Here is an 18,551-nt window from a genome sequence, read left to right as displayed (position 1 = left end):
GCGGTCGTTCGGGCTTTTTGGCGATTCATCGGCCCATCTGTCGGTAGCCTTGGGGGGTGACCACCTCCGTGTCCATCCTCGGCTCGACTGGGTCGATCGGCACGCAGGCACTGTCGGTCATCGAGGCCGAGCCCGAGCGGTTCGAGGTAGTGGCACTCGGAGCCGGATCTTCCGTGGCGCAGTTGGTGGAGCAGGCGCAGCGGTGGCGCCCCAGGGTGGTGGCGATCGCCGATGATTCCCGGGCCGCCGAACTGGCGGCCCGGGTGCCGTCGGGTACCGACGTGGTGGGGGGTCCGGATGCGCTTGCCAGTATCGCCAACACGGGTGATGTGTGTGTGAATGGCGTCGTGGGCTTCGCCGGGCTGGGCGTGACCTTGGCTGCCCTCGGCGGGGGTACGCGGCTGGCCCTGGCCAACAAGGAGTCGCTTATTGCGGCCGGGCCGGTCGTGCGGCGGGTTCGCGATGCGCCCGGTGCCGGCGAGCTGGTGCCGGTGGATAGCGAGCACTGCGCTATCCACCAGAGCTTGCGGGCCCAGCACCCGCAGGGGGTCGCGGGCGACTGGGTAGGTCGCATCGTGCTCACCGCATCCGGGGGTCCGTTCCGTGGTCGCACGAAAGCCGATCTGGCCGAGGTCACCGTCGCCGATGCGTTGGCGCACCCCACGTGGTCCATGGGGCCAAAGATCACCATCGATTCCTCCACCCTCATGAACAAGGGCTTGGAGGTGATTGAGGCCCATGAACTTTTTGGGGTGGGCTATGACCGCATCGAGGTAGTGGTGCATCCGCAGTCGATCGTGCACTCGATGGCCGAGTTCACCGACGGCAGCACCATGGCGCAGTTGTCCCTGCCCGACATGCGACTGCCGATTGCCTACGCATTGGCCTACCCCGATCGAATCGACACGGCGTTCGGGCGCGTCGACTGGTCCTCATTGCGACGGCTCGATTTTGAGCCGCCCGACGCGGATGCCTTCCCCTGTCTGGGTCTGGCTTATGAGGCAGGACGGATGGGGGAAACCGCCCCGGCGTGGCTCAATGCGGCCAACGAAGTGGCGGTGGCGGCCTTCCTGGAGGGCCAGATTCCCTGGATAACTATCCCTGACGTCCTTACCGAGGTACTTTCCCGGCATGATGGGGGAGAGGCCGAGAGCGTCGACGCTGTCATCGAGGCCGATAGGGCGGCTCGTGCCGCCGCCACGGGCGTCATCGCAGAGAGGTTCGCTAAGTGACCGACACCAACATTCTCCCCACTGAACCCGTTCGCCCCGTCGAACCCGTTCGCCCCGCCGGGAAACCGGCCGGGGAGGTAGCCGGTGAGCCGTGGCGCGTGAGCGTGCTGGCGGCACTGGTGTTGGCCATTGCCTATTACGGGGGCGTGGGATGGTTCCTCACCATCGCGGGCCTGTTGATCATGATCTTCCTCCACGAACTCGGCCACTACATGGCGGCGCGGCGTTCGGGCATGAAGGTCACCGAGTTCTTCCTGTTCTTTGGCCCGAAGATCTGGTCGTTCCGACGGGGTGAGACCGAATACGGCATCAAGTTGCTGCCCCTAGGCGCTTATGTGCGCATCATTGGCATGTCCAACCTCGATACCGATGTGACCCCCGAGGACGAACCGCGTACCTACCGGCAACAGTCCTACCCGAAGCGATTGTTGGTGGCATCGGCGGGCTCGCTCATGCATTTCCTGCAGGCGATCGTGTTGTTCTTCATCGCCTTTTCCATCCTGGGGATAGACGGCGGCGGCGGGTTGGGTGAGCGCCTGGGTGCCCCACCGCCTCCGGTGATTGTGGGCAGCGTGAGTGAGGGATCGGGCGCGGCCGCTGCCGGCGTTCTCGAGGGCGATCTCGTGGTGTCCATCGACGGCACTGACGTGGAGTCCTTTTCTGACGTAGGCCCACTGGTGGTGGCCCGCGCCGGCGAGACGGTGGCGGTCGAGGTGGAGCGCAACGGCGAACTGCTCACCCTGAACGCCACGTTGGGGCGGCGTGAAGAAGACAGCAGTATGGGGTTCTTGGGTATCGGCAACGCCGACGTGCCGGCGGCCAAGGTGCGGGTGAACCCGATGGAAGGGGCTGTTCAGGCGGTGGAACTCACCGCCATCGGGATAAAGGAGACCGCCACGAGCCTCGTCGGATTCTTTGCCCATGATCTCGGCGACTTCAGCCGCAGCGTGGCGCAAGGCAGTTCTGTCCAAGGCTCCGAGGCGAACTCGGCGGATTCGGGGGATTCGGGGGATTCGGGGGATTCGAGCGCATCCCGGGCGCCCCGGTCCGGCGACGAGAAGCGGCTGATGTCCTTGCCGGGGATCGCTCGTATTGGGGCTTCCCTGGTGGGCGAGGGCCTGGGTGACTTCCTCGTGTTCTTCGCCCTCATCAACATCTCCCTCGGCGTGCTCAACATGCTCCCGATGCTGCCGCTCGATGGTGGCCACGTGGTGATCGCTACCTACGAGCGGATTCGCTCCACTAAGGGCCGTCATTACATGGCCGATGTCTCCCGTCTCATCCCCCTTACCTACGCCGTCATCATGTTCTTCCTCATTATCGGAATGTCGGCGATCTATCTCGACGTCCGAGATCCCATCGGACTGGGCTAGGAGACCGGTGGAAATCGGCGAGTCGTCGTTCCCGCGCCGCCAGACCCGCCAGGTCATGGTGGGCAATGTTCCCGTGGGGGGTGGCGCACCCATCACGGTGCAGTCGATGACCATCACCAAGACGGCCGATGTCGAGGGCACGCTGCAACAGATCTACGCCCTAGCCGCCGCCGGCGCCGACATCGTGCGGTGCACCTGCAACGAGATCGCGGCGGCCGAGGGTCTCGCCCAGATCATCCCGCGTTCGCCGGTGCCCATCGTGGCCGATATCCACCACCAGTACCGGATGGCCCTGGCCGCCCTCGATGCCGGGGTGCAGTGCCTGCGCCTGAATCCCGGCAACATCCGCAAGCCTGAGCACATCAAACTGGTGGCCCAGGAGTGTAAGGACCGGGGCATTCCGATCCGGATCGGGGTGAACGGCGGCAGTCTCGACCCGAAGTTGTACGAGAAGTACGGCGGCCGGGTTACCCCCGAAGCCATGGTGGAATCGGCGCAACAAGAACTGGCCTACTTCGAGGAAGTGGGCTTCGACAACGTGAAGATTTCCGTGAAGGCATCGAGCGTGCCGCTGATGATCGAGGCCTATCGACAGTTGGCCGACGTCACCGATCACCCCCTGCATCTGGGGGTTACCGAGGCCGGTCCGCCGCCGGTCGGGCTCCTCAAGGGCACTGCCGGTCTCGCCACGCTGCTGGCCGAGGGCATCGGCGACACCATTCGCTACAGCCTCACCGCCGACCCGGTGGAGGAGGCCCGCGCCGGGCGCCAACTGCTCGAGGTGCTGGGGCTGCGGGAGCGCAAGAACGTGGATCTCATCGCCTGTCCCAGTTGCGGCCGGGCCGAAATCGATGTGATCCAGGTCGCCCAGGACGCCATGGCCGCCTTCGGGGATCGGGAAATCCCCCTGCAGGTGGCGGTCATGGGATGCGTCGTGAATGGTCCCGGGGAGGCGCGCGACGCCGACATCGGCATCGCGGCGGGCAACAAGCGCGGTCATCTGTTCGTGAAGGGCCGCAACGTGGCGGTCGTGCCCGAGGACGAGATGGTTTCGGCGCTGGTCGAGTGGGCGGAGTTCATCCATGCTCATGGGGCCGAGGCCGCCATTGCCCGGGTGGATACCGCCAAGGCCGAGCGGGAGGCCGAACGGGACCGTGCTGTGCTGCTCGCCGAACAGGGTGATGATGCGAATCAGTCCGAGCAGCGGGTGGACCTGATCCGCAAGCGGGCCAGCCTCTAATCAAGCGGTCTGCCGCGCCGCCGGCGCCTAGCATCCTCACTATGGCCAAGCAGCCCATCCTCACGCCCCAATCCGACGACTTTCCCCGTTGGTACCAAGATGTAGTGGCCAAAGCAGAGTTGGCCGAGAACGGGCCCGCCCGCGGCACGATGGTCATTCGCCCTTACGGCTACTCCATCTGGGAGCGAATGCAGGCGGAGGAAGACATCCGGATCAAAGAGGCGGGAGCGGAGAACTGCGCCTTCCCCTTGTTCATCCCGCAGAGTTACCTCACTCGTGAGGCGGAGCACGTAGAGGGCTTCAGTCCGGAGTTGGCCATGGTCACCCACGCGGGCGGGAAAGAACTTGATGAGCCTCTCGTGGTGCGGCCCACCAGTGAAACCGTTATTGGTGAGTACATGGGGAAGTGGATTCAGAGCTACCGCGATTTGCCGCTGTTGCTGAACCTGTGGAACAACGTCGTGCGCTGGGAGTTGCGACCGCGTCTGTTCCTACGGACTACTGAGTTCCTTTGGCAGGAAGGCCACACCGCCCACGCCAGCGCCGAGGATTCCAACGCGTATGCCGAGCGCATCCTGCGCGACGTCTACACGGATTTCATGGTGAACGTGCTGGCGATCCCGGTTCTCGCCGGGCGCAAGACGGCTGCCGAACGCTTCCCCGGGGCGATCAACACCCTGGCCTGCGAAGCGATGATGGGGGATGGCAAGGCACTGCAGATGGGCACGAGCCACGATCTCGGCCAGAACTTCTCCAAGGTATTCGACATCACCTATCTGTCCGACCAGGGCTCGACCGAGTTGTGCTGGACAACCTCGTGGGGCACTTCCACCCGCATGGTGGGTGGGCTGATCATGGCCCATGGCGACGATCAGGGTCTGGTGGTCCCGCCCGCGCTCGCGCCTATCCAGGCGGTGGTGTTACTGGTGCGCGACGAAGGCGGCGCGGGCGATGCCGCCGCCACCCTTGCGGCGGCCCTCAAAGGGGCCGGGGTGAAGGTGCGACTCGACGCGCAGGTGGCCACCAGTTTCGGTCGGCGCGCCACCGATTGGGAACTGAAGGGGGTGCCCGTGCGCGTCGAGGTGGGCCCGCGTGATTTGGCCGAGGGTCTTGTAACGCTGGTCCGACGCGATACGGGGGAGAAGTGGCCGGTGGGCGTGGCCGAGGTGGCGGACCGGGTGCCGGACCTATTGGTTCAAATTCAGGCCAACATGCTGGCTCGGGCGACGGCGCATCGAGACGAGCGCACCGTGAACGCCACCACGGTGGAAGAAGCCATCGAGGGGGCCAAGGTTGGGTTCGCTCGGGTGGCCTGGGATCTGGTTAAAGATGGCGGTGAGGCGCGTCTGGCCCAAGATGCCGTGACGGTGCGTTGCCTACAAACCGCGGAGGGGGGTCTCCCTACCAGCGAGGACGACGCCGACCTCATCGCCTACCTCGCCCGGTCGTATTAGCACCGCAACGGTCCTGGTGGCGGATGGCCAAGGCTCCCCCAATGGGTGTGGTTGCTCCAGACACTGGTAGCCTCCGGGTGTTCTGTAGATCGTCCGTGGAGTTGAGCGGCGTGGGCTTCGGCCCGCGCCGTTGCTATGTCAGGGAGGAGGTGACGGAGTGCCATGACTGTGATCGACCGGGTTGGAGTGATCGTGGTGCCCCTTGTCGAGGCCGCTGGCCTCCATCTTTACGACCTCGAACTTGCCAACGGTGTGCTTCAGGTGCTGGTGGACTGTCCCGGCGGTGCGGATATAGGTGCAGTGGCCCGGGTGGCTCGGGTGATCTCTCGAGCGCTCGACGAGCACGACCCCATCGACGGGAACTACGCCCTGGAGGTGAGCACGCCCGGTCTTGAACGCCCCTTGCGCACCCCGGACCATTTCGGTCGTGCCATCGGTTCCAACGTGAAGATCAAGACGAAGCCCGGCACCGAGGGTGAGCGCCGACTGGAGGGCACCATCGCCGCGACCGACGACACTTCAGTCACCGTGCAAGATGCCCACGATGAGCGCCACACCGTGCGCTTTGACGACATCGAACGGGCCCGCACCACCTTCGAGTGGGGCGGCCAGCCCAAGAAGACAGGAAAGAAGGCGAGTTCATGAGCAACATCGACATGGGAGAAGCTCTCGCGGCGCTGGCGATCGATAAGGGAATTTCGGTGGACGTGCTGCTCGTCGCCCTCGCCGATGCTCTCGAGTCGGCCTACAAGCGGATGCCGAACGCCAATGAGTACGCATGGGTCACCATCGACCCGGGCAGCTTCGACATTCGCGTGTTTGCCCAGGAGATCGACGAGGATGGCGAGCCCTATGGGCCCGAACTGGATGTGACCCCCGACGATTTCGGTCGGATCGCCGCCACCACTGCCCGGCAGGTCATGACGCAGAGGATTCGTGAGGCTGAGCGCGAACTGAAGTACTCGGAGTACGCCGGGCGCGAAGGCGACATCGTCACCGGAATCATCCAGCAGACCGACAGCCGCTACACGCTGCTGGATCTTGGTCGGGTGGAGGCGCTGCTGCCCCAAGCCGAGCAGGTCCCCTACGAGCGTCCCGCCCCCAACACTCGGCTCAAGGCCTACATCGTGGAGGTGCGTCGCACGTCTAAGGGCCCGCAGATCGTGGTGTCCCGCACGCACCCGGGCCTGATCTTGGAACTGTTCAAGCTAGAGGTTCCCGAGATTGCTGAAGGGGTGGTGGAACTCAAGGCGTGCGCTCGCGAGCCAGGGCACCGCACCAAGATCGCCGTTTGGTCGAACGACGCCAACGTGGATCCGGTGGGGGCGTGCGTGGGCGCCCGCGGGGCTCGGGTTCGGCAGGTCGTCAACGAACTCAACGGCGAGAAGATCGACATCGTTCCCTTCTCGGAGGATCCGTACGATTTTGTGATGAAGGCGCTGTCGCCGGCCAAGGTGAAGGAGGTCCGTATCGACATCCAGACGGGTACCGCCACGGTGATCGTGCCGGACTTCCAACTGTCGCTGGCCATTGGTAAGGAGGGCCAGAATGCTCGCCTCGCCGCTCGCCTCACCGGATGGCGGGTGGACATCAAGAGCGAGACGATGATCGCCGACGAAGAGGCCTACCAGGGTGAGGAGTGGGCCCAAGGTGAGTGGGTCGTGGATGCTGTCTCCGGAGAGCAGGTTTGGGTACCCGCGGAGGGCGGACCGGCCCTGTCAGCGGAGGAATGGGCGCACCCCACGGTGGAGGCGGACAGTGAGGAGTTGGTGGAGGAAGTAGTGGAGGCGGACGTGGTACCCGTCGCGGCTGAGGAGACGGAGTAGCGACCGCCGAGAAACGCCGTATGTGCGTGGGGTGCCGTCGTCGGGCGGTCCCTTCGCGCCTCGTGCGAGTGGTCAGCGGACCGGGGGGTAGCCTGCTGGCCGGTCGAGGCCTTCCGGGCCGTGGGGCCTGGATCTGCGCCGATGCTCCCGGGTGCGTGCAGAAGGCGGCGAAGCGGAATGCCTTTGCCAAGGCCCTGCGGGTGCCCGTGGCCCCAGCGGCGGTCCTTGCCCTCTGGCCGAGCCCCGACCCCTGAGGCGATCTACCCGTTTACCTCTCGGAATCGTGCCAACCCGGCGGTTCGTGCGAGGATGGAACGCCGTGGTGCCGCCCGGTGGCAGCCCGCGCCCTCATAGATCAACCACAAAGGACTGAACCAGGACCTTGGCCGCCAAGAAGCGCGTACACGAGCTCGCCAAGGAGCTCGGGATGACGAACAAGGAAACGCTCGACCTCTGCGGATCGCTGGGGATCGGTGTAAAAACGCATTCTTCGAGCATCGAAGATGCGCAGGTTGACCGCGTCCGTCGTAAGGCGGAGCGGGAGGGAATGGTTCGGGAGGTGCAGCCGGAGGAGCCTCCGAAGGCCGCCAAGGCCGCCAAGGCCCCGGCTGCGGCCAAGGCCCCGGCCCCCGTCGTGGCCCCGGCCCCCGTCGTGGCCCCGGCCCCCGTCGTGACCCCGGCCCCCGTCGTGACCCCGGCCCCCGTCGTGACCCCGGCCCCCGTCGTGACCCCGGCGGCGGCCCCGGTGGCACCAGCCCCGGTCGCCCCGGCCCCGCCGCGTCCTCCCGCCCGACTGGTCACCTCGAGTGGCAGTGAGCGGCCGCTGCCGCCCCGCCGAGTGGACGATGAGCCGGTCCGGCCCGTGGCAGCCGCGACTCCGGTGGCGCCGGCTCCGGTCGCGGCTACTCCGGCGCCCGCTCCGGCGGCCGCGATTTCGGATCCGGCGGCTCCGTCCCCCAGCGCCGAGAACGCGGCACCGGCCCCAACTTCCCCCACCGACGGTCCCCGTTTACGATCCGATTCCGGTAAACCCATTCCGCCCCCTCCCGGCATGGGTGGGCGCGGGGCGGTTCCCCCGCGCGGGCCCGCGGGTCGAGCGATTCCACCGCCGCCGGGTCGCCGCGTTGGCGGCCCACCCGCCGACACCCCCGTTGGCGCGCGCACCCCCGGGGGTCCCGGCGGATTCGGTCCCAATCGTCCCCCCGGCGGCGGTGCCCCCGGCGGCGGCCCGGGCCGTGGTCCTGGCGGTGGTCGCGGTCAGCAGCGCCCGCCGCGGCGGCGTGGCGGGCGAAAGCGGCGGAATCGCGAAGAACTCCAGCCGATGGATGCCCAAACCTTCACGCCTACCGACGCTCCCGTCCCGGAGGGCGAGGTGGTGTTGGAGCGCTCGTGCACCCCGCACGAGTTGGGTCCCCAACTCAACCGAACGGCGGCCGATGTGGTCCGTTTCCTCATGCAAATGGGTGAAATGGTGACGGCTAGCCAGTCGCTCAGCGACGAGCAGATCGAACTGTTCGCAGCCGAGATCAACGCCACCATCCGTTTGGTCGATCCCGGCGAAGAGCAAGAGGTGGGGCTGCATGCTCTGCTGGGAATGGATGCCCTGTTCGACGACGACGACGACGAGGCCGCCCAACGTCCACCGATCATCACCGTGATGGGCCATGTGGACCACGGCAAGACGAAGTTGTTGGACCGTATCCGCGACACCAATGTGGTGGCCGGCGAAGCCGGCGGCATCACCCAGGCCGTGGGGGCCTACCAAGCCATCCAAAACGATCGCCTGATCACCTTCATCGATACCCCGGGTCACGAGGCCTTCACGGCCATGCGCGCCCGGGGCGCCGAGGCCACCGACATCGTGGTGCTAGTGGTGGCCGCCGACGACGGCGTGATGCCCCAAACCATTGAGGCTCTCAACCACGCCAAGGCCTCGGGGGCTCCGATCGTGGTGGCCATCAACAAGATGGACCGCGAGCAGGCCCAACCCGACCGGGTGAAGCAGCAACTCTCCGAACTCGGTCTCATTCCCCAGGACTGGGGTGGCGACGTCGAGATGATTCCGGTATCCGCCCTCAACGGTGATGGTGTCGACACGCTGCTGGAGACGCTGCTCCTCGTGGCCGACGTAGAGGACCTCCGGGCCAACCCTGAGGGCCGTGCGGCGGGCGTGGTGCTGGAGTCTCACCTTGATACCGGCCGCGGCCCGGTGGCCAACATCTTGGTGCAGCGCGGCACGCTGCGGGTGGGCGAGCCGTTGGTGGCTGGCCCAGCCTGGGGTCGGGTCCGGGCCTTGATCAACCATCTGGGCGAGCAGGTCACCGAAGCCGGTCCGTCCATGCCGGTGCAGGTACTCGGTCTCAACGATGTGGCTGATGCCGGCGACGGTTTCGTAGTGGCCCCGGATGAAAAGACCGCCAAGTCGGTGGCGGAGAAACGGGAGCATTGGCATCGCGTGGCGAACCTCGGTCGCGAGGCCGCCGCCCCTTCGGGGGCGCGCTTGGAGGACATCTTCGAACAGATCCAGCGCGGCGATGTGGCCACGCTCAACATCCTGCTCAAAACCGATACCACCGGTTCACTGGAAGCCCTCACCCAATCGCTGCGCAAGCTTGAGCGGGACGAAGTGAAGTTGGGCTTCGTGCACCGCGCCGTGGGTGGGATCAGTCAGCAGGATGTGCAGTTGGCCGCCACCTCGGGGGCCACCATCATTGGCTTCAACGTGCGTCCCGACCGCAAGGCTCGCGAGCTGGCCCAGGCCGAAGAGGTGGAGATCCGCAACTACGAGATCATCTACCAGGTCATCGAGGACGTGGAGAGCGCAGTGGTCGGTCTCCTCGCCCCCGAGTTCGAGGAGGTGGTCACCGGCGACGCCGAGGTGCGCGAGATCTTCTCCGTGCCCCGTGTCGGCAAGATCGCTGGTTGTTACGTGCTCAACGGTGTGATCACCCGCAACTCCAAGGTCCGCTTCCTGCGGGAGGGCACAATCATTTGGAAAGGCGCCGTCAACTCGTTGCGGCGCTTCAAAGATGACGTGCGCGAGGTAGCGACCGGGTTTGAGTGTGGCATCGGCCTCACCGATTTCCAGGACCTCAAACCAGGCGACATCATCGAGACCTTCGAGGAGCGCGAGATCCCTCGCACGTGAGTGAACTGGACTGACATGCCCAAGCGTGCCCGCACCCGCAGCCACAGCACGGCCCGGGATTACCCGCGTACCGCGCGTCTGAACAAGTTGTTCCAGGAGATCCTGGCCGAGGAACTCGAGCTACTCGACGACGATCGCCTGGAGTTGGTGACGATCATGTCGGTGGACTGCGAGGCCGATCTGCGTCGTGCCACGGTGTATTTCGACACCCTCGCCGGGGAGGACGACGACGAGGTGGTGTTGGAGGCCCTCGGGAATCAACGCCATCGCCTGCAGGCGGCGATCGGTCGGCAGACGAGTGTGAAGCGGACGCCGGAACTGGTGTTCAAACCCGACGATGTAGCGCGGGGGGCGGTTCGGCTCGAAGAGGTGCTGCGCCAGATCCGCGACGGCGAGGTCTGACCGACTGATGGCCGCCGGTGGCCGACCGGCCGGTCCGGATGGCCTGGCGCTGGTCGACAAGGCCGCCGGCTGGACGAGCCACGACGTGGTCGCCAAGGCGCGTGGGGTGCTCGGCACCCGAAAGGTGGGGCACTCCGGCACCTTAGATCCCGACGCCACCGGTCTGTTGCTGCTTGGGGTGGGCAAGGTTACCCGGCTCCTGCAGTACCTCGGTCTTCCGTCGAAGACCTATGTGGGGGTCGTGGTCCTCGGCACCTCTACCGCCACCCTCGATGCTTCCGGTGCGGTCACTGGCACCTGGGACATGGCCGGGGTGGGTCGGGCCGAGGTGGCGGCGGCGGCCGCCGCTCTGACCGGCCCCATCCTCCAGGTGCCCCCGATGGTGTCGGCGGTTCAGGTGGGTGGCCGGCGCCTGCACGAGTTGGCCCGCCAAGGGATCGAGATCGAGCGAGCCGCCCGCCCGGTGACCGTGCACGCCTTCGCAGTGGGCTCACCCATCGAACCGGGCTGCTTCCCCATCGAGGTCATCTGCTCGTCGGGTACCTACATCCGTTCCCTGGCGGCGGAGGTTGGTACGGCCCTCGGGGGCGGTGCCCACTTGCGCGATCTGCGTCGCACCGCCATCGGGTCCTTTTCCGTGGATCGAGCAGTAGCGGTGGAGGCCATCACCCCCGAGGGTCTTCTGAGCCCGGCGGCAGCCCTGGGCGACATGGCGATGGTCATCGTGGACGACGAGGTGGCGACCGCAGTGGGCTTTGGAAAGGTCTTGCCGCGGCAGGTTCTGGGGCTGGTGGGGGAGGGGCCGTGGCCGATCGTAGGACCGGCGGGCAACCTGCTGGCGGTGTACGAGGGGTACCACGAGGGCTTGGCCAAGCCCTCCGTCGTGCTCGCGCCGGCCGGGCAGCCCTAACCTCGTCCCATGGAGGTACTGCACGACGTGGGGTCCTGTCCGCGCCCCGCCAAGGGCAGCGTGGTGACTATCGGCGCGTACGACGGCGTGCACCTTGGGCACCAGGCGGTGATTGCCGAGGTTCGACGGCAGGCGGCGGCGGGCGGCTACGACAGTGCCGTGGTCACCTTCGACCGCCATCCGGCTTCGGTCGTTCGTCCGGAGTCGGCCCCTCGACTACTCACGGACCTCGATCAGAAGCTTGAGCTTCTCGCCGCCACGGGTATCGACCGTTGCCTCGTGGTCACCTTCGACGAGGCGCGCTCCAAGGAGCCCGCCGGAGTTTTCGCCACCGAGGTGTTGGTGGAATGCCTGGCGGCCGTGGCGGTGATCGTGGGGGAGGACTTCCATTTCGGGTACCAGCGACAAGGCAACGTGGAACTCTTGCGGGCCCTGGGGGCGCGCCAGCACTTCAAGGTGGAGGGCATGGCGTTGGTCGATGCTTCCGGCTCCCCGGCTGCCGATGGCGATAAGGCGTCCTCTACCGCCATCCGACACGCGCTGGTAGAAGGTGATTTAGAGCGGGCGCAGGTGATGTTGGGCCGCCCCTATGAGGTGCGTGGGATCGTGGCCCATGGCGATGAACGCGGTCGGGAACTCGGGTTTCCCACCGCCAACGTCTCGGTATCAGGCGACATCCTCTTGCCTGCCGATGGCATCTACGCCGGGTGGTACGAGCGCCCCGACGGCTCGGTGCACCCCACCGCCATCTCTCTGGGTCGCCGTCCGACCTTCTATGCCGAGGCCCATGCCAGTCTGTTGGAGGCCCACCTCCTGGATTTCACCGGCGATCTGTACGACGAGCCAGCCAAGGTGCGTTTCGTGGCGCGGCTGCGCGGCGAAGAGCGCTACGGCACCGTCGAGGCCCTTGTGGAGCAGATCCAACAAGACTGCCACGACGCGCGTGCTCGGCTGAGGTGAGCCCTGCCGGTGGGGGTGGTCGGGGCAAGCCGGGCGGTAGGCCAGACTGAGACGATGGATGAGGGCTGGGATCCGATCGTGGTGCGGGTAGAGGACCACCAACCCGCCCCGGGGGGCCGCCCGGTGATACGCCACCTGGCGCCGGCCACTGATCCGATTATCGGACCCGGGTTGAAGGTGGACGAAGAAGTTGATGTCACCCTGCCGCGCCTGGCGCGCCATCAGATCACCTTGCCCGATGGCCACACCGTGGGGGTGGCGGTGTGCGGACGAGGCGTCCCGCTCGTGGTGGTGCACGGCTTCTCCGCCGAAGGGATCCTCTACGCCCAGACGCTGTCTCGGCTGGTCGACCTCGGGTTCAAGGTGATCGCCGTGGATGCCGCCGGTCATGGTGGCACCCTCGGCCTCCCCACCGGCGCGGCGACCATGACGAGCTACGCCGAGTTGCTCGGTCGGGTGCTCGACCACCTGGGCGTGGCTGAAGCGGTCCTGGTGGGACACTCCATGGGCGGTCGTCTGGTGACCGAGTTGGCCGCCATGGAGCCGTCCCGGGCGATCGCGGTGGTCCTGCTCGATGCGATTGTGGGTGATACCTGGGATCGGATGGTCAACCTGTTCCGGGTGTTCCCGCCACTTCTCGGGGTGGTGGGCGCCACGTTGGTGGTGGATACGGTCTCCACGCTGCCGTGGTTCGGCGACCCTCGCCAGGCCCTCAAGCTCGGCCATCTCGTGATCCCGACCATCCGGGGGCACCTCCGGCGGCCGTGGCGTTTGTTGGGGCCGTCGGCCTCCATCCTGCGTAGCCGCGGGAGTAGGTGGATGCTCGAAACCCTGGGGGAGGAGAAGATCCCGGTATTCGTTATCCATGGCACTCGCGATTTTGCCGTCCCGCTCGCCACGGCCAAAGACGCAGCGCGGCGAACTCGAGGAGACCTTGTGGTGGTGAAGGGCGGTTCGCACTCCTGGCTCCTCAAAGACCCCGAAACCCTGCCCGCCATCGTGCATGAACTGATGCGGGGACGCCTTGGCACCGCCGTGCTCAACGCCCAACTCCGGCACGGGATCGATCCGGTCGATGCCAGCGACGACGAGGTGGAAGCGGCCCTCTACGAGCCCAACGCGCTCGTTCTCGATCTCACGCCCCGTCAGCGGGTCCACGATACCCAGGACCTCCATCGGGCCCCTCGGTTCGCCTGGACGTGCCTCCCCGCCCGGTCGGCCGACGGCTGAGCGGAGGCGGCGATTGCGGGCTTCGGGGGGGCGACTGCTATCCTGGCCAGGTTCTCAGTAGGTCCTATTCGGGCTGCTGAGGAGCTTTGCTCCCCGATGCGCCAGCCCTGTGCAGCGCTCACCGGAGCCGGGCCCCAGTCCCCCCTCCCCACGGAGAATCTCTAGGTATGTCTGAGCAGATCGACAAGCAGAAGTCCGGGATCATTGCGGAGCATCGCCTCCACGACACCGACACCGGCTCGCCCGAGGTGCAGATTGCGATCCTCACGAAGCGGATCAACCACCTCAACGAGCATCTGCAAAAGCACAAGAAGGACCACCACAGCCGGCGCGGCCTGCTGATGCTGGTGGGACAACGTCGTCGCCTGCTCGACTATGTGCGCAAGAATGATGTGGAGCGATACCGCTCGATCATCACGAAGATGGGGTTGCGGCGCTAAGGCGCAACCCACCCACACGCTTGGCGGCAAGGCGGGTCAGCTGCCAGTTGCCGACTCCCGGAGGGGCTCCTCCGGTGGTCGCCACCTGGGAACTGGCCGCTGTCGCCTCAGATCCGGCCGGGGGAGTCCCCGAGCTGGCAAGGAGGAACAAACATGGCTGACGCCATCATCGTTACGGCGCCTATCAGTGGCACCGACAAGACCCTTTCGTTCGAGACGGGCAAGCTGGCCTTCCAGAGCCAGGGGGCTGTGGTGGCCAAGATCGCGGGCACCGAAGCACTCGTCACGGCCAACGCGGCCAAGAACGTGCGCGAGGGAATGGACTTTTTCCCGCTCACCGTCGACGTGGAAGAGCGGATGTACGCCGCCGGGCGTATCCCCGGCAGCTTTTTCCGCCGGGAGGGCCGTCCTACCGACGCCGCCATTCTGGCCTGCCGCTTGATCGACCGGCCGCTGCGGCCGTCCTTCGCTGACGGGTTCCGCAACGAGACCCAGGTCGTGGTCACGGTCATGGGCTCGGACAAGGAGAACCCCTACGACGTGCTCGCCATCAATGGCGCTTCGGCCGCCCTGTCGATCTCGGGCATCCCGTTCCACGGTCCCATCGGTGCCGTGCGGATCGCCTTCAGCACCGACGGGACCTGGATCCCGCACCCCACCTTCCAAGAGGTGGAGGAGAGCACCTTCGAATTGATCGTCGCCGGACGCGGCGTGGGTGACGACGTGGCCATCATGATGGTGGAGGCTGGCGGCACCGAGAAGGCGTGGGACCACTACGAAGCCGGCGCCCCCAAGGTCACCGAAGAGGTCATCGCCGATGGTCTCACGGCTTGCAAGGTTTGGATCAAAGAGTCCATAGACCTGCAGGCCCAGTTGGTAGAACTCGTGAAGGCCGGTCGGGGTATCACCCCGCTCGAATTCACCCCCGTCCTCGACTACCAAGACGACGTAAAAACCAAGGTTGAAGCCCTGGTGGGCGATGCCTTGGCCCAGGCAGGGACCATCGCCGCCAAGGCGGAGCGCAACGCCGCCACTGACGCCGCCATTGCCACCGCTATCGCCGAGATGAGCGGGGACTTCGCCGGTCGCACCAAGGAGATCAAGGAGGCCGCCCGCAGTATTCAGAAGGCGGCCATCCGATCCCGCACGGTGAACGAAGGCATTCGGATCGACGGTCGTGGGCCGTCTGATCTCCGTCTGGTCACCTCTGAGGTGGGCGTCCTCGGACAGGCCCACGGTTCGGGCCTGTTCCAGCGGGGCGAGACCCAGGTGCTCAGCGTCTTGTCCCTCGGTATGCCGAAGATGGACCAGTTGCTCGACAACCTCGGTGACAAGCCCCGCAAGCGCTACATGCACCACTACAACATGCCGCCCCACGCCAACGGCGAGACGGGTCGGGTGGGGAGTCCGAAGCGCCGTGAGATCGGCCATGGCCTTCTCGCCGAGCGAGCCCTGCTGCCGGTGGTTCCCTCCATCGACGAGTGGGCCTATGCGCTGCGGGTCGTGTCGGAGGTGCTGAGTTCCAATGGTTCCACCTCCATGGGTTCAGTTTGCGGCTCCACTTTGGCGCTCATGGACGGCGGCGTGCCGATCAAGGCAGCCGTGGCCGGCATCGCGATGGGCCTCATCTACGAAGACGGCAAGTACACCACCCTCACCGACATCCTCGGCACCGAGGACGCCTTCGGCGACATGGACTTCAAGGTGGCCGGTACCAGCGAGTTCGTCACCGCGCTGCAACTTGATACCAAGATCGACGGCCTCCCCGCCGACGTCTTGGCCCAGGCGCTCCAGCAGGCCAAAGAGGCTCGTCTGGCCATCCTTGAGGTCATGCAGAAGGCCATTGCCGAGCCCCGCTCTGAGGTGGGAGAGACCGCCCCCAAGGTCGTCAGCTTCGAGATCCCGATCGACAAGATCGGCGAGGTCATCGGTCCGAAGGGCAAGGTCATCAACGCCATTCAGGCCGAAACCGGTGCCGACATCTCCGTGGACGACGACGGCATGGTGGGCACTGTCACCATCGGATCTCCCGAGAAGTTCCGGCTGGAAGAGGCCGAGCGGCAGATCAAGCTCATCCTCAACCCGCCCACTGCGGATGTGGGGGCGGTCTACCCGGGCCGGGTGGTGAACATCACCAAGTTCGGTGCGTTCGTGAACATCCTTCCGGGGCGCGATGGCCTGCTGCACATCTCCAAGATTGGTGGCGGCAAGCGCATCGATCGGGTGGAGGATGTCTTCAGTCTCGGTGACGAGGTGGAGGTGAAGGTCGACGATGTCGACCCGAATGGCAAGGTCTCCTTGAGCCTCGCCGGTGCCGTTGAGATCCCCGACAGCGCAGTATCCAGCGGGGGTGGTGATCGTGGTCGTGACCGGGCCCCCCGTGAGGACCGGGCCCCTCGCGCCGAGTCCTCCCCGGCGCCGGCCAGCGACACGGTGTCTTTTGAGGATTCCTTCGAGTCCGAAGCCCGTGAGCAGTTCGGCGATCTCGGCCCGGCGGCGGCGCCTGACGGTGGCGGTCGGGGCGGCGAGCGTCGTGGTCGCAGCGGTGGCGGCGGTCGTCGCTAGCCCCAGTTCATGACGGGCCCGCTCGATCCAGGGGTAGAGCACACCGAGTTACCGAACGGTCTCCGCATCGTCACTGAGTCGATGCCGGAGGCTCGTTCGGTCACCCTCGGGGCCTGGATTCGCGTCGGCGGACGCGACGAGCCCGATGCGCTGGCTGGTGCCTCCCATTTTTTGGAGCACCTGTTGTTCAAGGGCACCGAACAGCGGTCGGCGCGCGCGATTGCCGAGGCCATCGACAGTGTCGGGGGGGAGATGAACGCGTTCACGGCTCGCGAATACACCGCGTATTACACCCGACTGCCGCACCGCCAGGTCAGGTTGGGGATTGGCATTCTCGGTGATGTGCTGCGGGCACCGGCCTTGCGTGAGCTCGACGTGGATGCCGAACGGCAGGTGATCGTCGAGGAGATTCTGATGAACCTCGACGCTCCCGAGGATCGGGCCCATGGCCTGTTGTCGCGGGCCTTGTTCGGCAGTCACCCCCTCGGCCGTGAGGTGCTGGGGGAGCGGAGCACCGTCGAAGCTCTCACCCGCGATGACATCGCCGCCTTTTTCGAGCGCTGGTATCGGCCCGCCAGCATGGTGGTGGCCGCGGCCGGTCGTCTCGATCACGCCGAAGTGGTGGCGGCGGTGGCGGAGCGCCTGGGCGAGGGCGTGGGGGGAGAACAGCCCGATCGCACGCCACCCCCGGCCTTCCCTGGCGCGGTGGAGCTGATTCACGACGACACCGAGCAAGCGCATCTGTGTTTGGGCTGGCGGAGCTTGGCGAGCAACGATCCGGATCGGTGGGCGATGGCGGTGGCCAACCACATCCTTGGTGGGGGAATGGCCAGCCGACTCTTCCAGGAGATCCGAGAGGAGCGAGGCCTGGCGTATTCTGTGTACTCACACGCCAGTGCTTTCGCGGACGCGGGTTATCTCACGATCTATCTGGGCACGGCCCCGCCGCGGGCCCGCGAGGCCCTTGGGGTAGTGGACGATGTGGTGGCCGCGATCGTGGCCGAGGGTGTTACCGAGGCAGAGCGGGCGATCGCCATCGGGTATCTCGAAGGCTCGATGCTGCTGGGCCTAGAGGACAGCGGTGGACGCATGGGTCGTATCGGTCAGAGCCTGATGCAGGAACATCACATCACCACCATCGACGAGCATGTGGAGCGTTTCCGGGCCGTCACCACCTCTGATGTATCGAGGGTGCTGCAGCAGGTATTCAGCGGTCCGCGAGCGCTGGCGGCAGTGGGACCGTTCGAAGTCGGACAGTTGGTGGACTGATCCTGCCTACACTCCGAGGGTCACCAGCGCCAAAGGAGATGTAGATGGGGATTCTCGATCAGGCCGCCGCCAAGGTGGGCGAGGCCACCAAAGCCGCCCAAGACCGTGTCGCCGCCCAGCAGGCCCGCACCGCCGCCGACGCCCTCCTGCGTGAACTGGGAGCCTGGACCTACGCCGAGCACAAAGGCGGGTTCCCGGAGGCTGCGGCCAACGTGACGCGGGTGATGCAGGCGCTCGCCGCCCACGAGGCGACCTACGGCGACTTCGGTGCCCAAGCTGTGCCTCCGCCGCCGCCTGCGGCTGTGCCTGTGCCTCCGCCGCCGCCTGCGGCCGTGCCTGTGCCTCCGCCGCCTGCGGCTGTGCCTGTGCCTCCGCCGCCTGCGGCTGTGCCTGTGCCTCCGCCGCCTGCGGCTGTGCCTCCGCCTCCGCCGCCGCCTGCGGCTGTGCCTGTGCCTCCGCCGCCGCCTGCGGCTGTGCCTGTGCCTCCGCCGCCGCCTGCGGC

At 66.5% G+C, this 18,551-nt stretch carries 15 protein-coding genes and 1 pseudogene; all 16 read left to right on the top strand.

Annotated elements, in window-relative coordinates:
• Window positions 1–56 precede the first annotated feature (56 nt).
• The 16 genes and pseudogenes from EXQ71_02925 to EXQ71_02850 all read left to right on the top strand — a co-directional run bounded on the left by EXQ71_02925 (window position 57) and on the right by EXQ71_02850 (window position 18,551).
• Entirely contained in the window at window positions 57–1,232 is a 1,176-nt protein-coding gene (locus EXQ71_02925) for a 1-deoxy-D-xylulose-5-phosphate reductoisomerase (GenBank protein MSO86457.1), read from the top strand.
• Entirely contained in the window at window positions 1,229–2,605 is a 1,377-nt protein-coding gene (locus EXQ71_02920; protein ID MSO86456.1) for a PDZ domain-containing protein, read from the top strand. Before EXQ71_02925 ends, EXQ71_02920 begins: the two co-directional genes overlap by 4 nt.
• Window positions 2,499–3,845, top strand: a complete 1,347-nt coding sequence (locus EXQ71_02915; protein ID MSO86455.1) for a flavodoxin-dependent (E)-4-hydroxy-3-methylbut-2-enyl-diphosphate synthase — start codon at window positions 2,499–2,501, stop codon at window positions 3,843–3,845. The genes EXQ71_02920 and EXQ71_02915 overlap by 107 nt, the downstream gene beginning before the upstream one ends.
• Window positions 3,846–3,886: 41 nt before the next feature.
• The gene (locus tag EXQ71_02910; protein ID MSO86454.1) at window positions 3,887–5,299 is read left to right on the top strand and encodes a proline--tRNA ligase; all 1,413 of its coding nucleotides are present in this window, start codon (window positions 3,887–3,889) and stop codon (window positions 5,297–5,299) included.
• Between the two features lie 162 nt (window positions 5,300–5,461).
• Entirely contained in the window at window positions 5,462–5,944 is a 483-nt protein-coding gene (locus EXQ71_02905; GenBank protein MSO86453.1) for a ribosome maturation factor RimP, read from the top strand.
• The gene (nusA, locus tag EXQ71_02900; protein ID MSO86452.1) at window positions 5,941–7,125 is read left to right on the top strand and encodes a transcription termination/antitermination protein NusA; all 1,185 of its coding nucleotides are present in this window, start codon (window positions 5,941–5,943) and stop codon (window positions 7,123–7,125) included. Before EXQ71_02905 ends, nusA begins: the two co-directional genes overlap by 4 nt.
• Before the next feature lie 20 nt (window positions 7,126–7,145).
• Window positions 7,146–7,379 carry a YlxR family protein gene (locus tag EXQ71_02895; protein MSO86451.1) on the top strand — a complete coding sequence of 78 codons (234 nt, stop codon included), beginning with the start codon at window positions 7,146–7,148 and terminating at the stop codon, window positions 7,377–7,379.
• 128 nt (window positions 7,380–7,507) lie between these two features.
• Window positions 7,508–10,273 carry a translation initiation factor IF-2 gene (locus EXQ71_02890; GenBank protein MSO86450.1) on the top strand — a complete coding sequence of 922 codons (2,766 nt, stop codon included), beginning with the start codon at window positions 7,508–7,510 and terminating at the stop codon, window positions 10,271–10,273.
• A 15-nt stretch (window positions 10,274–10,288) separates the two neighbouring features.
• Window positions 10,289–10,675: a ribosome-binding factor A gene (locus EXQ71_02885; GenBank protein ID MSO86449.1), complete on the top strand. Its 387-nt coding sequence runs from the start codon at window positions 10,289–10,291 to the stop codon at window positions 10,673–10,675.
• A gap of 7 nt (window positions 10,676–10,682) precedes the next feature.
• A complete protein-coding gene (gene truB, locus EXQ71_02880) occupies window positions 10,683–11,585 on the top strand; it encodes a tRNA pseudouridine(55) synthase TruB (GenBank protein ID MSO86448.1) in 903 nt (300 codons plus the stop codon).
• Between the two features lie 9 nt (window positions 11,586–11,594).
• Window positions 11,595–12,545 (top strand): bifunctional riboflavin kinase/FAD synthetase, encoded by a 951-nt coding sequence (locus tag EXQ71_02875; GenBank protein ID MSO86447.1) that lies wholly within the window; start codon window positions 11,595–11,597, stop codon window positions 12,543–12,545.
• A 54-nt stretch (window positions 12,546–12,599) separates the two neighbouring features.
• The gene (locus EXQ71_02870) at window positions 12,600–13,775 is read left to right on the top strand and encodes an alpha/beta hydrolase (protein ID MSO86446.1); all 1,176 of its coding nucleotides are present in this window, start codon (window positions 12,600–12,602) and stop codon (window positions 13,773–13,775) included.
• A 167-nt stretch (window positions 13,776–13,942) separates the two neighbouring features.
• A complete protein-coding gene (locus EXQ71_02865; protein ID MSO86445.1) occupies window positions 13,943–14,215 on the top strand; it encodes a 30S ribosomal protein S15 in 273 nt (90 codons plus the stop codon).
• A 153-nt stretch (window positions 14,216–14,368) separates the two neighbouring features.
• A complete protein-coding gene (locus tag EXQ71_02860) occupies window positions 14,369–16,780 on the top strand; it encodes a polyribonucleotide nucleotidyltransferase (protein MSO86444.1) in 2,412 nt (803 codons plus the stop codon).
• A 9-nt stretch (window positions 16,781–16,789) separates the two neighbouring features.
• Complete coding sequence (locus tag EXQ71_02855; GenBank protein MSO86443.1) at window positions 16,790–18,049, top strand: insulinase family protein; 1,260 nt, start codon at window positions 16,790–16,792, stop codon at window positions 18,047–18,049.
• A 383-nt stretch (window positions 18,050–18,432) separates the two neighbouring features.
• Window positions 18,433–18,551, top strand: a pseudogene (locus EXQ71_02850) (DUF2497 domain-containing protein).

Source organism: Acidimicrobiia bacterium (assembly GCA_009694375.1).
Taxonomy (GTDB): domain Bacteria; phylum Actinomycetota; class Acidimicrobiia; order Acidimicrobiales; family VFJN01; genus VFJN01.
This window is presented reverse-complemented; position numbering and strand designations above follow the sequence as displayed.

Bases quoted from the DNA above. Each gene is read 5' to 3' on its own strand.
- EXQ71_02915 (MSO86455.1), top strand. From the start codon at position 2,499: ATGTCTCCCGTCTCATCCCCCTTACCTACGCCGTCATCATGTTCTTCC.
- nusA (MSO86452.1), top strand. From the start codon at position 5,941: ATGAGCAACATCGACATGGGAGAAGCTCTCGCGGCGCTGGCGATCGAT.
- EXQ71_02865 (MSO86445.1), top strand. From the start codon at position 13,943: ATGTCTGAGCAGATCGACAAGCAGAAGTCCGGGATCATTGCGGAGCAT.
- EXQ71_02870 (MSO86446.1), top strand. From the start codon at position 12,600: ATGGATGAGGGCTGGGATCCGATCGTGGTGCGGGTAGAGGACCACCAA.
- EXQ71_02905 (MSO86453.1), top strand. From the start codon at position 5,462: ATGACTGTGATCGACCGGGTTGGAGTGATCGTGGTGCCCCTTGTCGAG.
- EXQ71_02875 (MSO86447.1), top strand. From the start codon at position 11,595: ATGGAGGTACTGCACGACGTGGGGTCCTGTCCGCGCCCCGCCAAGGGC.
- EXQ71_02910 (MSO86454.1), top strand. From the start codon at position 3,887: ATGGCCAAGCAGCCCATCCTCACGCCCCAATCCGACGACTTTCCCCGT.
- EXQ71_02860 (MSO86444.1), top strand. From the start codon at position 14,369: ATGGCTGACGCCATCATCGTTACGGCGCCTATCAGTGGCACCGACAAG.
- EXQ71_02895 (MSO86451.1), top strand. From the start codon at position 7,146: ATGTGCGTGGGGTGCCGTCGTCGGGCGGTCCCTTCGCGCCTCGTGCGA.
- truB (MSO86448.1), top strand. From the start codon at position 10,683: ATGGCCGCCGGTGGCCGACCGGCCGGTCCGGATGGCCTGGCGCTGGTC.
- EXQ71_02855 (MSO86443.1), top strand. From the start codon at position 16,790: ATGACGGGCCCGCTCGATCCAGGGGTAGAGCACACCGAGTTACCGAAC.
- EXQ71_02885 (MSO86449.1), top strand. From the start codon at position 10,289: ATGCCCAAGCGTGCCCGCACCCGCAGCCACAGCACGGCCCGGGATTAC.